Source organism: Streptomyces sp. NPDC001502 (assembly GCF_042894785.1).
Lineage (GTDB): Bacteria > Actinomycetota > Actinomycetes > Streptomycetales > Streptomycetaceae > Streptomyces > Streptomyces kutzneri.
In genome coordinates, this window is record NZ_JBIAVW010000017.1 from 165,231 (window position 1) to 182,749 (window position 17,519).

Annotated in this window: 16 protein-coding genes and 1 pseudogene; 10 read left to right on the forward strand and 7 right to left on the reverse strand. The window is 71.3% G+C overall.

Annotation, left to right across the window (positions count from 1 at the left end):
- Positions 1–350: 350 nt before the first annotated feature.
- Both ACFY0D_RS27550 and ACFY0D_RS27555 read right to left on the reverse strand, forming a co-directional pair.
- Positions 351–572 (reverse strand): hypothetical protein, encoded by a 222-nt coding sequence (locus ACFY0D_RS27550; RefSeq protein WP_390169872.1) that lies wholly within the window; start codon positions 570–572, stop codon positions 351–353.
- A gap of 234 nt (positions 573–806) precedes the next feature.
- Positions 807–1,751 carry a LysR family transcriptional regulator gene (locus tag ACFY0D_RS27555; protein WP_390800737.1) on the reverse strand — a complete coding sequence of 315 codons (945 nt, stop codon included), beginning with the start codon at positions 1,749–1,751 and terminating at the stop codon, positions 807–809.
- 109 nt (positions 1,752–1,860) lie between these two features.
- On the opposite strand from ACFY0D_RS27555, the gene ACFY0D_RS27560 reads away from it, so the two are divergent.
- From ACFY0D_RS27560 to ACFY0D_RS27580, 5 genes and pseudogenes are all read left to right on the forward strand, one after another.
- The gene (locus ACFY0D_RS27560) at positions 1,861–2,778 is read left to right on the forward strand and encodes an NAD(P)H-binding protein (RefSeq protein ID WP_390800738.1); all 918 of its coding nucleotides are present in this window, start codon (positions 1,861–1,863) and stop codon (positions 2,776–2,778) included.
- A complete protein-coding gene (locus tag ACFY0D_RS27565) occupies positions 2,768–3,133 on the forward strand; it encodes a darcynin family protein (RefSeq protein WP_390800739.1) in 366 nt (121 codons plus the stop codon). The genes ACFY0D_RS27560 and ACFY0D_RS27565 overlap by 11 nt, the downstream gene beginning before the upstream one ends.
- Positions 3,134–3,573: 440 nt before the next feature.
- Positions 3,574–3,843: pseudogene (locus tag ACFY0D_RS27570) on the forward strand (transcriptional regulator); the annotation flags it as partial.
- A 293-nt stretch (positions 3,844–4,136) separates the two neighbouring features.
- Positions 4,137–5,003, forward strand: coding sequence for a C40 family peptidase (locus tag ACFY0D_RS27575; RefSeq protein ID WP_390800740.1), 867 nt, complete (start codon positions 4,137–4,139; stop codon positions 5,001–5,003).
- Positions 5,004–5,090: 87 nt separating this feature from the next.
- Positions 5,091–5,474, forward strand: a complete 384-nt coding sequence (locus ACFY0D_RS27580) for a hypothetical protein (protein WP_390800741.1) — start codon at positions 5,091–5,093, stop codon at positions 5,472–5,474.
- Positions 5,475–5,574: 100 nt separating this feature from the next.
- Here the strand turns inward: ACFY0D_RS27580 and ACFY0D_RS27585 are convergent, their stop codons facing one another.
- Positions 5,575–8,316, reverse strand: a complete 2,742-nt coding sequence (locus tag ACFY0D_RS27585; protein WP_390800742.1) for a M4 family metallopeptidase — start codon at positions 8,314–8,316, stop codon at positions 5,575–5,577.
- A 257-nt stretch (positions 8,317–8,573) separates the two neighbouring features.
- Between ACFY0D_RS27585 and ACFY0D_RS27590 the strand changes: the two genes are divergently transcribed.
- Both ACFY0D_RS27590 and ACFY0D_RS27595 read left to right on the forward strand, forming a co-directional pair.
- A complete protein-coding gene (locus ACFY0D_RS27590; protein WP_390800743.1) occupies positions 8,574–9,578 on the forward strand; it encodes a hypothetical protein in 1,005 nt (334 codons plus the stop codon).
- Positions 9,579–9,740: 162 nt separating this feature from the next.
- Positions 9,741–10,421 (forward strand): DUF6308 family protein, encoded by a 681-nt coding sequence (locus ACFY0D_RS27595; protein WP_390800744.1) that lies wholly within the window; start codon positions 9,741–9,743, stop codon positions 10,419–10,421.
- 123 nt (positions 10,422–10,544) lie between these two features.
- On the opposite strand, the gene ACFY0D_RS27600 is transcribed toward ACFY0D_RS27595, so the two are convergent.
- Positions 10,545–10,880: a hypothetical protein gene (locus ACFY0D_RS27600; protein WP_390800745.1), complete on the reverse strand. Its 336-nt coding sequence runs from the start codon at positions 10,878–10,880 to the stop codon at positions 10,545–10,547.
- Positions 10,881–11,143: 263 nt separating this feature from the next.
- Between ACFY0D_RS27600 and ACFY0D_RS27605 the strand changes: the two genes are divergently transcribed.
- Together ACFY0D_RS27605 and ACFY0D_RS27610 are read left to right on the forward strand one after the other, a co-directional pair.
- Entirely contained in the window at positions 11,144–12,112 is a 969-nt protein-coding gene (locus ACFY0D_RS27605) for a Clp protease N-terminal domain-containing protein (protein ID WP_390800746.1), read from the forward strand.
- Between the two features lie 339 nt (positions 12,113–12,451).
- Positions 12,452–13,636 carry a GNAT family N-acetyltransferase gene (locus tag ACFY0D_RS27610; protein ID WP_390800747.1) on the forward strand — a complete coding sequence of 395 codons (1,185 nt, stop codon included), beginning with the start codon at positions 12,452–12,454 and terminating at the stop codon, positions 13,634–13,636.
- Between the two features lie 85 nt (positions 13,637–13,721).
- On the opposite strand, the gene ACFY0D_RS27615 is transcribed toward ACFY0D_RS27610, so the two are convergent.
- The gene (locus tag ACFY0D_RS27615; protein ID WP_390800748.1) at positions 13,722–14,252 is read right to left on the reverse strand and encodes a GNAT family N-acetyltransferase; all 531 of its coding nucleotides are present in this window, start codon (positions 14,250–14,252) and stop codon (positions 13,722–13,724) included.
- 129 nt (positions 14,253–14,381) lie between these two features.
- Complete coding sequence (locus ACFY0D_RS27620) at positions 14,382–14,681, reverse strand: hypothetical protein (protein WP_390800749.1); 300 nt, start codon at positions 14,679–14,681, stop codon at positions 14,382–14,384.
- 404 nt (positions 14,682–15,085) lie between these two features.
- Here ACFY0D_RS27620 and ACFY0D_RS27625 point away from each other — a divergent pair, with 404 nt between their 5' ends.
- Positions 15,086–15,775 carry an N-acetylmuramoyl-L-alanine amidase gene (locus tag ACFY0D_RS27625; RefSeq protein WP_390800750.1) on the forward strand — a complete coding sequence of 230 codons (690 nt, stop codon included), beginning with the start codon at positions 15,086–15,088 and terminating at the stop codon, positions 15,773–15,775.
- A 16-nt stretch (positions 15,776–15,791) separates the two neighbouring features.
- Here the strand turns inward: ACFY0D_RS27625 and ACFY0D_RS27630 are convergent, their stop codons facing one another.
- Positions 15,792–17,294: a M1 family metallopeptidase gene (locus ACFY0D_RS27630; RefSeq protein ID WP_390800751.1), complete on the reverse strand. Its 1,503-nt coding sequence runs from the start codon at positions 17,292–17,294 to the stop codon at positions 15,792–15,794.
- Positions 17,295–17,519: the final 225 nt, after the last annotated feature.

Genomic DNA, 17,519 nt, shown 5'->3' on the forward strand with positions numbered 1-17,519 from the left:
CGGGGAGCGGCGAGCCAACGCCGACGACGCGGCAGCCACGGCGGCCGGCCCACCGCTTCGCCCCCACGGCCTACCGGCGTCGGTCGCGTAGATCCCCCGTGTTCTCGGCAACGCCTCTTCCGGGACCGGGACTCCGAGCCCGGCCTCCTCGAACACACTCGGATCGCTTTGCCGGGCCCGCTCGATCACGCCCTCTCTCTCGGACCGCGTGGACGACCCGCCGGACAGGATCCGGCCGAGCGGGTACCGCGGCCGGGCGGAGGTCACCCGCGCACCGGCCTGCCTTCCACGGCACCGTCACCCTCGCTGCGATCCGGCTCCGGCCGCGCTCCTGAGTGCCGGGTGACCCCTCACTCGTCGGGACGGCTGTGATGCCCGAGCAGGCCGAGTGCCGTCAGCACGGCAATGCAGAGCGTCATCCAGCCGATGAACGCGCCACCGCCGTACAGCACCGCACCAGCTGCCGGCGCCCCGGCCTCACGCGAGAGTACCCCCGCCACCACCGCTACCAGCAGCGACGATACGAAGGACAGGAGTGCGAGAAGTACCTGAACGGGAAATGTCAGCCTCAACGGTCGATCCCTTCACGAAGGTGATCGACCAGTCGGCGGGCAGCCTCAGCTCGACCACCGCTTGCGGATGGCCTGCTGAGGCTCTGCGACGATTGGAGACTCATCGTGCTCATTGGCCGTCGAGATGAAAGCACTGTCCCCCATCGGACACGTCGCCAGTGCTTGTGGCTCTCGACTGAGCAACACAGAGCCTAGCGGCAGGCGTTGAAGACCGCCAGGATTCAAGGCCTGACCTCAGCGCTCCCGGGCCGGGCGCAGGACCCGGCGTACGGCGTCGCGCAGCCACTGGTGGGCTCCGTCCGCGCTGTGACGCGGGTGCCAGGCCATGCCGATCGTCAGGGGTGGCAGCGGCAGCGGGATGTGCAGCAGGCGCAGTCCCATCGCGTGTGCCGCGTCGCCGAGTGGGGAGCGGGGCTCGCCCGGTAGCGAGGTCGGTACCAGGCAGACCACGTCGTCCGCCGCCGCCAGGGCCATCGCCGCCAGATGGCCGGGCAGAACGGCGCTGACCTGTCGGCTGAGGCCTTGCTCGGCGAGGGCCGAGTCCAGCGGGCCGGTGAAGCGGCCCCGGCGGCTGACCGCCACGTGTTCGGCCGCGGCCAGCCTCGCGGGGGTCAGGGTTCCCTCGGCGAGCGGGTGCCCGGCCCTGACGCCGGCCGACAACCGCAGCGTGACCAGCTCTTCGACCCGGGTCTCCGGGTCGACGTGGTCGATGGCCCCGATCTCCAGGTCGACCCGCCCCTCGCGCAGCGCGGGGCCCTCCTCCCACTCCTCGGCCAGCACCCGCAGCGATACGCCCGGCGCCCGGCGCCGGGCCAGCCCCAGCAGGCCCGGCGCCAGCGCGGCCCCGACCAGGTCCGAGGCCTGGACGGTGAAGGTGCGCCGCAGGGTGGCGGGGTCGATCCCGCCGCTCGGCGTGAGCAGTGCCTCCAACTGCCGCACCACCGCGGCGGCCTCGTCCCGCAGCGCCTCGGCACGGGGCGTGGGCACCATCGCCTGCCCTGCCCGGACCAGCAGCGGATCCTGGAGCACCCGGCGCAGCCGGGCCAGGGTGCGGCTCATCGCCGCGGGGGAGGTGCGCAGCCGCGCCGCGGCACGGGTGACGCTCTGCTCGGTCAGCAAGGCGTCGAGGGCGACGGCGAGATTGGCGTCGAGGTTCGTAACTGGGCTGCTCACCGGCATTGTTCCGTTTCAGGCAATGATTGGATGCTGAAGTTCCCATTGTGGCAATGCGGCTGGCGTTCGCACGATGAGGGGGTCTTGCCGATCCGACACAGACCCCGAGGTTTTCATGATCGTCATTACCGCCCCCACCGGGAACATCGGCCGCCGGCTGCTGTCCCTGCTGGTCGAGGCCGCGCCGGCACACGGAGAGGAGTTGCGCGTCGTGGTCCGCGATCCCGCCCGGATCCCCGAGGCCGTGCGCGGAGGGGTCGAGGTGGTCACCGGCTCGCACGGCGACCCCGCGACCGTCGAGCGCGCCTTCAACGGGGCCGACGCCGTCTTCTGGCTGGTTCCGCCGGACGCCTCGCTCACACCCGAAGAGGCGTACAGCGGCTTCACCCGCCCGGCCGCGCGGGCGTTCGCCGCCCACGGCGTCGACCGTGTCGTCGGCGTCTCGGCACTCGGCCGCAGCACCCCCCAGGCCGGCCGGGCCGGGCTGGTCACCGCCTCCCTGGCCATGGACGACCTGATCGCCGATTCCGGGGTCGCCTACCGCGCCCTGGCCAATCCGTCCTTCTTCGAGAGCCTGCTGGAGGAAGCCGACTCGATCCGCGAGAACGGCGTCTTCACCGACACCGTCGCCGCGGACCGTCCGGCTCCGCTGGTGGCCGTCGCCGACATCGCCGCGACGGCGGCCGGGCTGCTGCTGGACCGCTCCTGGACCGGCGTCGGCAGTGTGCCGGTGCTCGGCCCGCAGGACCTGTCGCCCAACGACATGGCCCGCATCATGAGCGAGGAACTGGGCCGTCCGGTCCGCTACGAGCGCGAGTCGCTCGACCAAATGCGGTCCACCATGCTCGCCTACGGCCTCAACGAGGCGTTCGTCGAAGGCATGGTCGACATGAAGCGCGCCAAGGACCTGGGCCTCGACTCGGGCGTCGCCCGCTCGCCACAGGCGGGCCCGGCCACCGGCTTCGCCCAGTGGTGCGCGCATACCCTCAAGCCCGCCGTCCTCGCCACCCCGGAGGCAACCGATGCCCACTGACCGAACCGAGCCGCCGGTCACCGCGTTCATGCTGGTCAAGACCACGCCCGAGTGGCTGGCGATGACCGTGGCCGAACGCGTCCACGCCTTCACCACCCAAGTCGTTCCGGTGATCGAGGCGCGTACCCACGGCGTCCGCTCCCGCTTCTACGACACGGAGTTCTACTCGGCGCGCGTGACCGACATCTGGGTCTGGGAGGCGGACGACCATGACGCCTACCGGCTGCTGATCGACGCGCTGCGCGAAACCCCCTTCTGGGACCGCTACTTCGACGTCGTGGACCTGCTCGTGGGCACCGAGAACGGCTACGCCCGCACCTACGGCCTGGAGCCGGTGGCCACCCTCGCCACCTGACGCACTGCCCCGACCCGCCGGCGCCGCCGCCCTGCGGTGGCGCCGGCCGGGACTCCCCGCGGCAGGTGGCCGAACCCGAAACCGGTCTCGCCCTCCCAGCCGTTGGCGGTCGGTTGTCGCATCCGATTCGTGCGTATGCGGTTGTCGAGCCCTGGTGGCCCCACCGGAGACCGGGTCGCGTTGATCTTGCCGGTCGTCATCACTCGGCCTCGGTTCACGCGTTGGTGTTTGTGGTGCGAGCCCGTCGCACGGTGACCGCTTGATCTGTCCGAGCCTGTCGGGCTCCCGCCCTTGACCGAGGCCCGCCCGCGGTGCGCCGGTCGGCGACGACCGGGTCACCCGGGGCCCTGGCCCGCCACCGCCACCGCCACCGCCGCGACGAACGCGGAGACTGGCACACCTGTGCCCTGCGCAACGGCCAACGACACCGGTCTCCGACGCTTCCCGGCGGCGTCGCGATCGTGACCGCGTTGCCGTTGCCGTTGCCGTCGCCGTTGCCGTCGCCGGACAGCACGGGCCCGGGCGCCGAAGGCCGGTGCCGTGTCGAACTGCGCGTGGACCGGCTCGACTGGCTGCCTGCCGTACTCGCCTCGCTGGACCGGCCCTTCGTCATCGAACGGCCGGACGAGCTCCACGGCCTCGTCGAAGCCTTCGCCGAACGGCTCGCGGACTCCGCCCGGCGGCCCGCCTCACCCATGAGCGATCGGTGACCCGGAGTCCGCCCCGGCCTCAGCTGGACAGGCCCAGGTGAGCCGGCACCCCCGGGCGGCCTGTTGACGGATGCTCAAAGAGTGTGGTGGGAGCGGGTTTCCCAGAGGTTTCCCGTTTCCCGTTGCGGTGGGCGACCCGCGCCTCCTCGACAAGGAGGGGTGGCGAGGCGCAGTCTCGGAGTGCCCGGCGGACGGCCGGTCCGTGCTCCGCATGACGAGCACCAGGCGAACGAACACCACCACGAACACGACCACCCGCAGGACTCCACGTGGCGGGGACAGGGGGACCGGACATGGCGATGCGGAGAACGGCGGTGGCGGCGGTGGCGGTGCTCACCCTCCTGGCCGCGTGGGGAGGGGCCCACGGCGCCACGGCGGCCGCGGCACCGAAGACGGCGAAGATGGCGGAGACGGCGCAGGCGTGCGGCGTGCTCGCCCCCGGGGCCTCCACGGCGGCGGAGAAGGCCGTAGGAGCGGCGTGCGAACAGATCGGCGTCTGGTACACCTGGGGCGGCGGCCACGGTCAACAGCCGGGGCCGACGTACGGTCAGGTCGACCCGAGCGACCCGGACAGCGCACACGACCCGGAGCGGCTGGGCTTCGACTGCTCGGGACTGGTCCGGTACGCCTACCACCGGGCGGCCGGCGGCGACCCGCTCCCCGGCAACGCCTACCACCAGTTCCACTCACCGCAGGTGCAACAGCGCTTCACAGCCGCCGCGGGAACCGCGCCGCTGCTCCCGGGGGACCTCCTGGCCTGGGGTTCAGGGGGCTCCATCCACCACATCGCGATCTACCTGGGTGCGGGGAAGATGGTCGAGGCCCGGGAATCGGGCACCCGGATCACCGTCAGCGACGTCCGGCTGGGCGGGGACTACGCGGGAGCGGTCCGCATCGCGCCGGCCACGGCACCCGGCACGTTCAGTACCTGGGGCACGGACGTGTGGACCCACAAGGAACCGTCCACCGGCAGCCCGCGGGTGCACCGGTTCCCCGGCCCGACCACCGTGCGCATCGAGTGCCAGAAGCTCGCCCAACCGGTCACGGCGGAGGGCTACACCAACGACGCCTGGTCCTACCTGCCCGAGTACGGGTCGTGGATCACCAACATCTACATCAAGGGCGCCGCCTGGCTGGACGGCGTACCCACCTGCCCCTGAGTACCGCCCGCACGACCGATCACGCACCACTGATGACACACCACCACCATCACCCGGCTCCCGAGGGAGCCCTTCCGAGGAGGAAGCATGTACGCAGGCAGGAAGATCGCCCTGGGCTTCGCCACCGTCGCACTGGCGGCCGGCATGGCCACCGTGACCGGGCCCGCCCAGGCGACGCCCCCCACCGGGAAGAGCGCGGCCGCCGAATGCGGCGTGCGCGCCGACGGCAAACTGTGGTGCGGCAACCGGGTCGGCGCCAAGGGCTACGAGCACCGCCGCTACAACTCCGCGGTGCGGGGGCCGCTGAACACGAGCCCCAGCTGGTTCCAGTGCTGGGGCCGCGGTGACCAGCACGCCGGCGGCAACAACGTGTGGTACTGGACCCAGCTGGACAACGGCCAGTGGGGCAACGTCGCGGCCGTGGACGTCCACACCTCCGTCGACCCCGCCCCGGGCCTGCGCGAGTGCTGACACCCTGAGGGCCGTGCCGCCACCTCCCCGCCGGGAGGCGGCGGCACGCGGACGGGGCCGACGGCACAGCCGCCGGCCCCGCCTCACTCATGGGCAGGGATCAGCAGGTCCCGGCCGGCCGCTCACGGACCACCAGATCGGTGGAGCCGGTGGTCGCGTCCAGCCAGGCGACCTGACGGCCCGCGCCGGCCGCCGGGTAGCTCTGCTCACCGCGGTTGCAGGAGACCCGCTCGCGACGGGAGCCGTCGGTGGTCAGCTGCCACAGCTTGGGCAGCGACTCGTTGCGGTACCGCGTGTCGGGCGTCTGCGCGACCAGGGTCAGCGCGTCCTGCGAGACCGTCAGGTCGGAGGCGATGAAGGCGCCCGGCTTGTGCTCGCTGCTGACGATGAAGGAGCCGCGGCCGTCCAGGCCGGAGCTGATCACCGACGTCAGACCACCGTCGCTCTCGTCGGTGTCGGCCAGCCAGAACACGTTCTTGCCGTTGATGCCGGTCTGGCCGAGGCTCACCGGCTCGTCGAGCTGCTCGGTCATGACCGCCTTGCCGGTGGCGAGGTCGACGACCTCCACGCCCAGCCGGTAGGAACCGTTCTGCGGGTACAGCTTCGCGTAGGCGATCTTGTTGTCGCTGATGGAGGGGAGGGCGGTCAGAGTGTTCCACTTCCGGCCGTCGGTGAAGACCGGGGCCTTGTCGGTGGGCCGCATGTAGCCGACGTGCCGGCCGCCGAGGATGTCGTACTCCTCGAACACGACGGTGTTCTTCTCCACCCGCAGGCCCGCGACTCCGGTCACCGAGCTGTAGAGGGTCTTGATCGGGCCGCCCGCCACGGGACGGGTGAGGACGTCGACCGAGGTCGGGCCGTACGCCGTCCACACCACGGTCTTGCCGTCGGTCGCCGGGGCGGTGTGGTAGCGGCCGTCGTTGGGGCTGATCACCTTCGGGGCACCCTTGCCGTCCAGCCGGCCGGCGTAGACCGAGTAGGGCTCGGAGCCGTCGTCGTTGGACTTGGAGGCCGTCCACCAGCCGCCGCCCGCACCCACTCCGGAGTCGGTGGTGTTCAGCTTCCCGAAGAGGGTGTCGGTGTCGATGCCGAGGGCCTGCTCCCAGTCGGGGACGATGCCGTGGGCGTTGAACGACCGCTTGACCACGTTCTGCTGGGCCGAGGTCGCGCCCAGGGCCTTGGCCGCCGCGAGCACCGCGCCCCGGGCCTCGGTGAACCCGTCGATCGGCGTCATGTACTCGGTGACGGCCTTGTAGACGATCCGGTCGGCCAGGGCGCCGCCCAGGTCCTCGCGCATGTCCCACAGCGCGCCGGAGAAGATCGTCGAGTTCAGGTGCACGCCGCCGTTGTCGGTGGCGAACGACACGCCGAGGAAGCTCTTCGAGGTGGTGGCCCCGTCGTTGAGGTCGCGCAGGGCGCAGTCGGCGGCCGCCTTCGTACGGCACAGGTTCTCGCCGATCAGGCCGGCGGCCGGATCGCTCATCGGCGTCCCGCTCGCGGTGACGTCGATCGCGTTGCCGAAGTAGTCCGCCAGGGCCTCGTTCAGGGCGCCGGACTGGCCCGCGTAGACCAGGTTCGCCGTGTGCTCGATGACCCCGTGGGTCATCTCGTGGCCGACGACGTCCGTGTCGGCGGACATCGGCTTGAACTCCGTGTCCCCGTTGCCGTAGACCATCTTGGTGCCGTCCCAGAACGCGTTGGCGTAGGGCATGCCGTAGTACGTCACGCCGACCAGGGAGTTGACGGCGCCGCCGTTGCCGTCGAGGCTGTCGCGCCCGAAGTTCTTCTTGTAGAAGTCGTAGACCTGGCCCGCGTTCCAGTGGGCGTCCACGGCCCCCGAATCCGTCGCCTCGGCGCCGAAAGAGGTGTTGGGGGAGGAGAACATGGTGATGCCGGAGGGCCAGGTGCCCGAGGTCTCCGACACCGACTTGCCACGGGCGTCCCACGTGCCCAGCAGGCTCTTGCTGGTGGCGCGCATGCGGCCGGCGTCCGCGAGGAGGTAGCTGCCGGCCGCCGGGTCGTAGGCGATGTCCAGCGAGGTCGCGGCGCCGCCCAGCCGAGCCCCGGACCCGGTCTCGGGGACCAGGTTCGGCGGAGTGGCCGGCGGGCCGCCCGCCGTCGGGGCCTCGGCGGCCTCACCGGCCGTACGGGCCGCGGGGGCCGCCATCGTCTTCAACGCGCTGTACTGGAGCGCCGGATAGCCCGAACGGGCGTCCACGTACACCTCGTCCACGACCGGCGCCCCGGTGCCGGGCGCGGTACCCCGCACGGTGACGCGGTAGGCGAGGACACCGCCTCCCTTGGGCAGGACGACGAGTCCCTTGACGTCACCGGTCATGCCGGTGGCCGCCGGATCACCGGACTCGGAGGCCGGTGCCCGGTTCTTGTCGAGGGCCGCTCCCAGCCGGCGGGCCGTGGCGGCCACCGCACGACGGACCGCGACGTCCTCGCTGACCTGGGGGGTGACATCGGTGCTCAGGGCGGTGAAGTAGTGCCCCGAGGTGCCGGTGACCACGCGCTTGCCGTCCTGCTTCTGCATGCGCACGACGTACTGGCCGCCCAGGACGTCGACACCGCGGTGCTTCTGCTGCAGCCGGACCGTCTCGTCCTTGGACCCGGTGGCCGTCGCCGCCAGGGGGACGAGGTCGCTGCCCGCCCGCGGGATCTTGTAGCGGCTCTTGTTCGCCGCGAGGTGCTGCCGTGCCGCGTCGGCCGGGGCGGCCTTGGCGTCGACGGGCTCCCGTATGCCCTCGACGAGCACCGGGGTCGCGGTGTCCTGGCCGGGAACGGCGTTCGAGGGGCCGGGGTCCGCAGCCCATGCCGGCGATGCCTGCAAGGTCATTGCGGCGGCCAGCAGAACCGCTATTCCTCCGGCGGAGCGGAGCTCTTTCCGCCATATCCGTCGTGCGATGGGGGTGGGTGCCGACGAACCTGCGCTGAACTTGGGCAAGGGGTCTCCTCAACCATGAGTGCCTGATGCGTTGCTGTGAGTCGTCGCCATGCAAGCGCCGCGGGCGGCTGCCGACCAGAGCCGAGCCCCCCTCAGAAGTGGCCATGCACACTTGTGGGGGCTGTGTGAAGGCGGTCAAAATCCCCCGCATGATCGAAACCGACCCGCACGACCGGACTCCGGCCCGCACGCAGGACGACACCAGGGCGGTGATCCATACGGCCGCCGACCCGGCCGCCGTACTGCACGTACTCATCCAGCGCCGCCAGGCCCTCCTGCACCAGGAGTCGGCCGACCTGAAGTCCCTGCGCTCCTACGCCGAACGGCTGGCCCACCGGCTTCCCGCGCAGCCCGCGAGAACCCCCTTACCCCCGGCCGGCATCGAGACCATCGCCGGCACCGAAGCGGCCGACGCCCGCCTCGACACGATGCTCGAAGCCGCCGAGACGGAGGTCCTGATCCTCGACCGCGCGACGCGGACAGCCGGGGCGCCCGGCAACACCGCGGAGGCCGGCAACACCGCGGAGGCCGACAGCACCGGGGCGTCCGCCAGCACCGGGGCGCCCGGTGCGGACCGCATCCGCCGGCTGCTGGAGCGCGGCGTCACCGTACGGACCGTCACGGACCGGCGTGGCACCGACTTCCCCGACCGGGCGCAGGAGCTGATCGCCCTCACCGGACTCGGCCTCCAGGCCCGTATCGGACAGAGCCTGCCGACCGCCCTGGTGCTCGTGGACCGGCGTACCTGCCTGTTGCCCCCGCTGCCCGGCAGCGACGAAGGAGGCGACGGAGCGGCGCTGGTGTTCGGCGACCGCCTGCTGCACCGGGCCGCTCTGCCGCTGTTCGAGTCCCTCTGGGCGCGCGCCACCCCCCTCGGCGGCCCCGGCGGCCCCCTCACCGCGGACCAACGGGAACTGCTCGGGCTGCTCGCCTCGGGGCTGAAGGACGAAACCATCGCCCGCCGGCTCGGTGTTCACGTGCACACCGTCCGCCGGCGGATCACCCGCATGCTGGAGGAACTCGACGCCGACACCCGCTTCCAGGCCGGCGTCCAGGCCGCCATCCGCGGCTGGCTTCGCCCGCACCCCGACCCGGTCGGCGAGCATGTCACCGCATCCGGCGGCCCCGGGCCCACCGCGATGGCGAACGGCTGACCCACAAGGACGCGAACGGGGCCGGCCCGGGATCGCCCCGCACATCCGGCCCTTTTCCAGCCCGTGGTGCCGTCGCCTCGTGCACCATCTGTACGAGCGGTCGACCCACTGCTGCGGCCCGCACTTCGCCGCCGGACCACCCCCCGTCAGGACGGAGCACGGATGCCTTCTTCGGCCGTTCTCATGCAGCCCTTCGCCCAACGGCTGCATACCTTTGTCACCGACCCCCGCGCCCTCGCGGATCTCCAGCGCTACTTCGGGATCGGCCGGCCCTCCGGCACACCTGCGTACACCGGCGGACGGTTCGAGCACCTGGCGGGCGGGGGAGACCGCCCGGACGTCGCCGACCGGATCACTGCGGAGGACCTCGTCGCGGTGCAGACCCTGTCGGTGACCGTTCCGGCGCCCGTCGCACTGGACATACTGGAGGGCGGTCTCGGAGCGCGGCTGTCCGATCTGCTGCAGGCCGTTCCCCGCGGCATCGACATGGCCGATGCCGCGGCCACCGTCCTGTCCGACGGCTCGCCGGCGGACCGGGCCTGGCACCTCCTTCGTGACCAGCCCGATGTCGGCTGGGTGATCGCGGGCAAGCTTCTCGCCCGGAAACGCCCGCAGCTGCTGCCGGTCTACGACAAGGTGGTGCGCTGCGCTCTGGGGCGCCCGCGCCCCTCGTTCTGGCTCACGCTGCATGCCGCGCTGCGTGCGGACGACGGCGCCCTGCACCGCCAGTTGCTCGCGCTGCGCGAAGCCGCGGGGGTGGCGGAGACGGTGAGTGCGCTGCGGGTGTGCGATGTGGCGGTGTGGATGGGGCACCGGGCGGAACGCCACGCCTGCCCTCGCTGACCCGGCAGCGAGGCGCAGGCGGGCCGTCTTCGGCCGGATGAAGCAGCCACTCCACCCCGGGTCCGGCGAAGCCGGTCGTGGCGCAGCGTTCGGCTTCCGTGCGGGAAGACGTCGACTCCGCCGTCACTGGGGATGCGCCACCGCGTCCTTCTGCAGTTCCACCGCTGCCAGCAGGCTCAGCTTCGGCTCCGCCTGGCGCAGTGCCTTCACCGCGGCGACCGAGCCGATGTCCCCCGTGAATCCGACGGCGGTCAGCCGGGAGCGGACCCAGCGGGCGCGCAGCTGGGTCTCGCCGGCGGTGGCGGCGGCTTCGACGAGTGCGGCTGCGCGTTCCAGGCCCGGGCGTTCTTCGGGCGAGGCCTCGTCCAGCGCCTGGCGCAGGGATGCCGTGACCGTGTCCGTGTCACGGATGACCAGTACGAAGTTGTGCTTGGTGTTCATTCCCGGGAATCCAGTCATGTGGATCATCGTGGTGGTCGCATTCCGTGCACGGCAAGGGACTTGAGGAGCAGCAGAGGTTCGGTCGTAGGCCGGCCACCGACAACGCACCGCGTCGCCCCGGCATCGCCCGGCCCCGTGTGGTGCGTCCTGCCCCAAGGGTTCTTCCGCTCGGTTGCCACCCGTGACGGCACCGACGCCGGAGCGTGACTCCCCCTTTCGTCGCACCGGTTTCAGACCGTGGGCTGATGCGACACCCCTGCGCCTCTGCCAAGATCGTCGGCATGCCCTCAGACTTCCGCGCCGACCAGGCCCTGCTCACCGCCCTCGGCCCGGTCTACGCAAGGCGCCACGTCAGCACACACATCCTGCTGTCGTGCATCGGCAAGGACCAACACGTCCAGGAGTTCCTCGCCGCGTACGACCTCACGACCCACGTCATCCGCCAGGGCGTCAGGGGGATGGACGAGGAACCCGGAAAGGTTGAGGTTCCGTTGGCCGGGCAGCAGGACCGCTCGCTCACGCTCAGCACCGCCGGGGCGGCGGCGTTCGCCCGGTGCCGGCAGCAACCGTCCGTGACCGGTCAGGGCATCGAGCGTTCACCGGCCGATCTGCTGGTGGCCATCCTGGACGACCCGTCCTGCGGGGCGGTGAGCTTCCTGAACGGATGCGGGGTGGACGTCGTCGCCCTGCAGCGGGCCGTGCGGTCGGGACAGGTCCCTGCCGTGGAGGACGCCGTCCCGCCGGAGTTGCGCTCCACCCGCGACGCCCTGGTGGGCCGCCGCCGCTACAAGCCGCGTGAGCTGGGGCAGTTCTGGACGACGCTGCTGGTCAGGGTCATGCCGATGAACGCCGCGGCGCACCCGGTGCTGTGGGCGCGCCTGGAGGCCGGGGAGCTTGCCGGACAGCACGGTGGGAAGGTCCGCACCGACGATGTCCTTCTGGGCATGCTGCGGACGTACGCGGTCGCGCAGGCCTACCCCCACCTGACGAAAGCGGCGAAGGCCGACTACGACGGGGGCCGCATCCTGGTCGAGACCGGGGTGGACCACGAACGGGTGCGTGCGGTGATGGCGCGTACAGACCTCGGTCGGGACACGGTGCCGCCGCGCGAGCTGCTCAAGGACACGATGGCCGGCGGCACCTGCGACCTGCTGGACCGGCTGCTCAGTGAGCCGGGGAACCGCAGCGTCCGGCTGTTGGCGGCGCTCGACGTGGAGCCGGCCGCTCTTCGGCGCCCGGCCGGTTCCTGACGGCTGCCGATTCCCGACAGCGGGCAAACGGAGCCCGGAGCGCTTGCCGTGCCTGTGCCTGCGGTGTGGTGGGCGGACACACGTAGCTGAATGTGATGGTCCGCCACATACGCGGCCGCAGCCGGTGCAGAGTGTTGCCGAAGACGCTGGTCAGCGTGGTGGCGTCGGCCAGATCCGCGAGCAGACGCGAGCCGGCCCGGTTGACCACCCCGTGCCCGCCGGCGCTGACAACGAGCTGCGAAAAACGTGTTGGACGGGATGGCCGGGCGATGCGACAGTCGGGCTGTGACCATGATCAAAAGTTCTTCCGGAGCTGTTTCGTTGCCCGACGGCCTCACCTTGCGACAGGCCAGGCCCGCAGATCTCGACCAGATCAGCGCGCTCCTTTCCGAGCGCGGTGAGCCGGACGACGCCATCGACCACCGGCTGGTCGTCACCGACCCCGACGCGGGCCTGTCCGCCTGTGCCGTGGTTGTCGACGGCGACCGGGTCGTGTCCACCGCGACGCTCCTCGACGAGGAGGTGTGCATCGGAGGCATCCGCCTGCCCGCCGGCCAGGTGGAACTGGTCGCCACCGCGAGCGAATACGAGGGACGCGGGCTCGTCAGGGCGCTCATGCAGTGGGCTCACGAGCGTTCCGCCGCCCGTGGCCACGTCGTCCAGGCGATGATCGGAATCCCGTACTTCTACCGGCTGTTCGGCTATGAGTACGCGATCGACATACCGCAGGTGCTGAACGTGAACGCCGTGCCGCCTGGCGAAGGAACGGGCACGCTCCGTGCCGCCCGCCCCTCGGACATCCCCGCCATGGCTGCCCTGCAAGCCTCGGCCCAGAGCGGATTCGATGTGACCATGCCGCACTCGGCGGCGTGCTGGCGATGGCTCCTGGACCACGAGTCGAGCAACCTCTGGGTTCTTGAGCAGGCCGACACGGTCATTGCCACCGCGCGCACCACGCCTCCCGGTGAGGAGATGCTCCTGGCCGAGGCCGCGGCACGCGACGAGGCGGCGGCACGCGACCTCCTGAGCGGCGTCGCCGCCCTGGCATCCGGCGACGACCCACTACGGATCGTCCATCGGGCAGGCACCGTGACGGGCAACGCGTGGCAGGAGTTCATCGAACACGAACCGCGCGGAAATGCAGAGCAGTACTACATCCGCATCCCCGATGCCGCGGCACTGCTCGACAGGCTGCGTCCGCTGTTCTGGCAGCGCCTCACCACGGCCGGGATCGACCGCACCGGCCGGGACATCGTCATCTCCACCTTCGGCGCCCACTACCGGATCCCGGTTCTCGCCGACGGGCTCGGTGAGGTCGTCACCGGTGGCCCGATACAGTCGCCGGGAGCCGTGGAAGGCGCCGGGCTGGCCCCCGACTACCTGGCCGCCCTGCTGTTCGGCCCGCACGGAATGGAAGGGCTGACCCGGATCCGCCCCGACGTCTACTCCGCGGACGAGGAGCTGTTCCACGCGCTTTTCCCTCCCCTCACCGGCGACGTACTCAGTTACTACCTCCCGTACTAGAGCTGCTCCGCGGAAGTTCGCGGAGAGGTGCTTGTGGCTGAGCGCCCCAACTGGGGATTGGTGTGCTCAGCGCATCAGCGGGCACTCAGGCATGTCGGGCGTCGTGGGCCCAGATATGCAGGACGAGGGCCCGGCCTTGCCCCTCCACCCGTTCGGGCTCGTCGTTGGCGGGGTGGAAATCCAGGGCCCGTGCGACGGAGATGCTGGGGGTGTTGTCAGCCTCGATTTCCAGTAGGACGCGAGGTAGTTCCAGGACCTGGTGGGCGTAGTCGGTCAAGAGTCGCGCGGCCCGCAGGGCCAGGCGTTGTCCACGGTGGGCGGTGCCGACGGCGTAGCCCATGGTGCCCCGGGAGAGGTTGAGCAGCACTTCGCCGAGCGGCTTGTGACCGTCTGTCGTGATGGCGAGGTGGAGTCGTTGCCCTTCGGCTCGAGTGCGGTGGATCATCTGCAGATACTCGCGTGCCGCGTTCAGGTCGAAGGGTGAGGCGAGCGGGGTCCGGTCGGCGATGTCGGGCTCGTCGAACAGCTCGACCATGGCTGGCAGGTCCGCGTCCTGCCACTCTCGCAGCACGAGATCGCGGCCGGTCAGCCGCACGGGTGAGACGGTCAGTGGCATGGAACCTCCAGGTGAGCGAAGACGAGGTGTTGATCTCGCGCTGCCGGGGCAAGTGATGCCGCCCGCGCGGTGGTGGGTGCAGTGGTCGTCGGCTGACCGCCGACAGCGGTGCTCAGGCAGAGTGACGGGTCACAGCGTTGCCGAGGTAGAGGCCGCAAGCACAGTCCAGGGCATCTCCCGGAGAGCCCGCAGGCAGACCGCTGGGCAGGATGTTGTCAGCATATCCGTCACGGCCGGCGAGATGAGGGCGAAGCCCCAGGTATGCAGGACGCCGGCGCAGCGCAGGCGGCACAGCGGCAGCGCATCGCCGCCCATCAATTCGCCGGCCACGTAGGCGAATCCGGCCCGATACCGGACCGTCACGCCGGTCAGCTGCGGCCAGTTCCAGCGGGCGTGGCCGTTCAGTCGCTGACACAGGAAGTGTTGCATCGCCTCCGGCGGATCTTCGGCACCCCATCCTGCAGGCTGCCAGGCCTTCGCGCCGTGATCACCGTCGGATCGCAGGCAGGAGCGGCGGGATCGGTGCTGGCGGCGGAGGAGCCGGGTCCGGTCATGCCTCCGACGGCCGCGGGGCAGCAGTCAGCGGCGGATCCGCCCCGGCATCGAAGCCGACACCCGTCGGTGTGGAACGGGGTAGCGCCTGCCGGCGGGGGCGGGGGTGGGGGCGGGCCCGGTCAGGGTGAGGGTGTGAGCCGAGTGGTGGAGGATCGGCTTGCCGGGGTGCGGGCACTGGTGAAGCATCAGATTACGTGATGTGCCGCCTATGTATCGTGTTGCCACGATTCGCGGCGCGTCGTCCTCTGCCTGCCTGCTCGACCTCATGAGGAGTGGCCATGGAAGACAGCCCGCTTAGCCGTCGACGGCTGTTGTGGGGTGCTGCAGGCGCGGCGGGTACGGCTCTGGCCGCTGTCGGGCTGCCCCGCCTGATGGGGCCCGAGGAGAAGGCTGCGCTGCCGGGACCCGTGAGCAAGGCCCCCGTCGCCGCGGCCGGGCCGCCTGCGGCCCGGCGAACGGACCCCTCGGTGGACTACGCCCCCGCCGTCTGGATCGAAGCCTCCGAGTCCAACTACACGGCCTCCGACCGTCCCGAGGCGTACCCCATCGAATACGTCGTCATTCACCTGACAACGGACATCTTGCCGGTCATGTTCACCAAGTTCAATGACCCCGCCGAGCGGGTGTCCGCGCACTACATGATCAGCGCAACCGGCACGCAGATCGCCCAGTGCGTGCGCGAGCGCGACGTGGCCTGGCACTCCGGCAGCGTCTGGTACAACCACCGGAGCATCGGCATCGAGCACGAAGGCTGGACCGATCAGCCTGTTTACACCGGCAAGATGTACGAGGCGTCCGCCGTGCTCACGGCCACGATCTGCGCGAAGTACGACGTGCCGGTCGACCGGGACCACATTCTGGGCCACGTCGAGGTCCCGCTGTCCACTCACGACGACCCCGGGACCGCGTGGAACTGGGACAAGTACATGAAGCTCGTCGAGACCGCCCGCCGGCGCATCAGGACCTGACACCGCGGCGACCCCGTCACGCGGGCTTGCCGTCGCCGTAGAGCCACGAGTCCCAGATCGAGTCGAGGTCCCGGCCGGCCCTGGCCTCCACGTACGCGGTGAAGTCGTCCGTGGAGGCGTGGCCGTGGCGGTGGCGCAGGGTCCAGCCCCGCACCAGGGTGCGGAAGGCCTCGTCGCCCACGGTCTGGCGGATCTTGTGGATCACCATCGCGCCGCGCACGTACACCGGCTGGCCGGAGATGTCCGAAGCACTCGGCGGCTCGGCAGGCGGGAAGTCCCACTCGTCGTCGTCCGCGGCCTTGGCGTGGTTGCGGTCGAAGTGATCCTGGGCGCTGGCCCCACCGTGGTCCTCGGTCCACAGCCACTCCGCATAGGTCGCGAAGCCCTCGTTGAGCCACATGTCCCGCCACGTTCGCGGGGTGACGGAGTTGCCGAACCACTGGTGGGCCAGTTCGTGCACCACGTTGGTGATGTGGAAGATGCCGGCCGGAATGGTCGGCCTGGTCTGGGTCTCCAGGGCGTAGGGCACATCGGCCGCCTGATCGACGATCACCCCGGCGGCGGAGAAGGGGTAGGGACCGAACCTCCCCTCGGCCCATTCCATGATCTCGGGGAACCGGCCGAGGACCGCTCCGTCCTCGTCCACGCCCGCGGTCGTGTCCATCGCCGACACGACCGGGATGCCCGACCGGGTCCGGGAGGTCCTGATGTCGTAGCTGCCGATGGCCACGGTCGCCACATGGCTGGCCATGGGCTCGGCCTGGTGCCAGTGGAAGGTGGCGCGGTCGCCGCTGGTGTGCTGGGCGCGAAGCGTCCCGTTGGAGATCGCCTGCACCCCCTTGGGGACCGTGACGGTGATGTCGTAGGAGGCCTTGTCCGAGGGGTGATGGTTGCCCGGGAACCAGGACATCGAGCCCGTCGGCTCACCGAACGCGACCGCTCCGTTGCCCGTCCTCAACCAGCCTTCGCGCCACCCGTGGTCATGGGTGATCGACTCGGGCGTGCCCGCGTACTGCACGACGCTGCGGAAGGCGGCGCCCTTCCTGAGATGATCGCGCGGCTGCAGGGTCAGCTCCTGCCCGTCCTGCCGAACCTGCGCCTTGCGGCCGTCGACGGTGGCGCTCAGCACCTCCATGCCGAGGAGGTCGAGATTGAAGGCGCTGAGGTCCGCGGTGGCCTTCGCGGTGATCTCCGCAGTGCCCTCAAGGCGGCCGCTGCCGGGATCGTAGGCCAGGGTCAGGGCGTAGTGGGTGACGTCATAGCCGCCGTTGCCGAGCTTCGGGAAGTAGGGGTCACCGGCGCCTGCGGCACCGGGGTGCCCGCCCCGGAACACCGTGCCCGGTGCCTCGGTCCGAGTGGTGTCCGCGCCTGCACGGGCACCCGCCCTCGCCTCTGCGCCGGTACGGGCCCCCGCCCCGCCGCCGCGGCCGTCGGGCCCCGAGCACGCGGGGAGTGCGGCGAGCAGGCCCGCGACCGCGAAGGCGGCCAGACGTCCGGAAGTCTTCACGCAGCCGATCATGACCCAGCCCCCGACCGCCCCGACCTCGCCACGCCGTGCCCATGGCCCCTCCGGCGGGCACGGCCCCGGATGCCGCCGCCCGCGTGCCTGACCCGGTCGGGCGCCCGCCCCCCCCGGGGGGGGGGGCCCCCCGGGGCGGCGGGGGGCCGGGGGGGGGGCCCCCGGGGGGCCCCCCCCGGCCCCGCACGTGGGCCGGCGACCCACGAGGGTAGTCGACGGGCCCCC

Excerpts from the sequence above, each read along its gene's own strand:
- ACFY0D_RS27565 (WP_390800739.1), top strand. The coding sequence starts at position 2,768 with ATGCCCACTGACCGAACCGAGCCGCCGGTCACCGCGTTCATGCTGGTC.
- ACFY0D_RS27560 (WP_390800738.1), top strand. The coding sequence starts at position 1,861 with ATGATCGTCATTACCGCCCCCACCGGGAACATCGGCCGCCGGCTGCTG.
- ACFY0D_RS27630 (WP_390800751.1), bottom strand. The coding sequence starts at position 17,294 with ATGATCGGCTGCGTGAAGACTTCCGGACGTCTGGCCGCCTTCGCGGTC.
- ACFY0D_RS27585 (WP_390800742.1), bottom strand. The coding sequence starts at position 8,316 with ATGACCTTGCAGGCATCGCCGGCATGGGCTGCGGACCCCGGCCCCTCG.
- ACFY0D_RS27605 (WP_390800746.1), top strand. The coding sequence starts at position 11,144 with ATGCCCTCAGACTTCCGCGCCGACCAGGCCCTGCTCACCGCCCTCGGC.
- ACFY0D_RS27590 (WP_390800743.1), top strand. The coding sequence starts at position 8,574 with ATGATCGAAACCGACCCGCACGACCGGACTCCGGCCCGCACGCAGGAC.
- ACFY0D_RS27575 (WP_390800740.1), top strand. The coding sequence starts at position 4,137 with ATGGCGATGCGGAGAACGGCGGTGGCGGCGGTGGCGGTGCTCACCCTC.
- ACFY0D_RS27600 (WP_390800745.1), bottom strand. The coding sequence starts at position 10,880 with ATGACTGGATTCCCGGGAATGAACACCAAGCACAACTTCGTACTGGTC.
- ACFY0D_RS27580 (WP_390800741.1), top strand. The coding sequence starts at position 5,091 with ATGTACGCAGGCAGGAAGATCGCCCTGGGCTTCGCCACCGTCGCACTG.
- ACFY0D_RS27620 (WP_390800749.1), bottom strand. The coding sequence starts at position 14,681 with ATGCAACACTTCCTGTGTCAGCGACTGAACGGCCACGCCCGCTGGAAC.
- ACFY0D_RS27625 (WP_390800750.1), top strand. The coding sequence starts at position 15,086 with ATGGAAGACAGCCCGCTTAGCCGTCGACGGCTGTTGTGGGGTGCTGCA.
- ACFY0D_RS27615 (WP_390800748.1), bottom strand. The coding sequence starts at position 14,252 with ATGCCACTGACCGTCTCACCCGTGCGGCTGACCGGCCGCGATCTCGTG.
- ACFY0D_RS27555 (WP_390800737.1), bottom strand. The coding sequence starts at position 1,751 with ATGCCGGTGAGCAGCCCAGTTACGAACCTCGACGCCAATCTCGCCGTC.
- ACFY0D_RS27595 (WP_390800744.1), top strand. The coding sequence starts at position 9,741 with ATGCCTTCTTCGGCCGTTCTCATGCAGCCCTTCGCCCAACGGCTGCAT.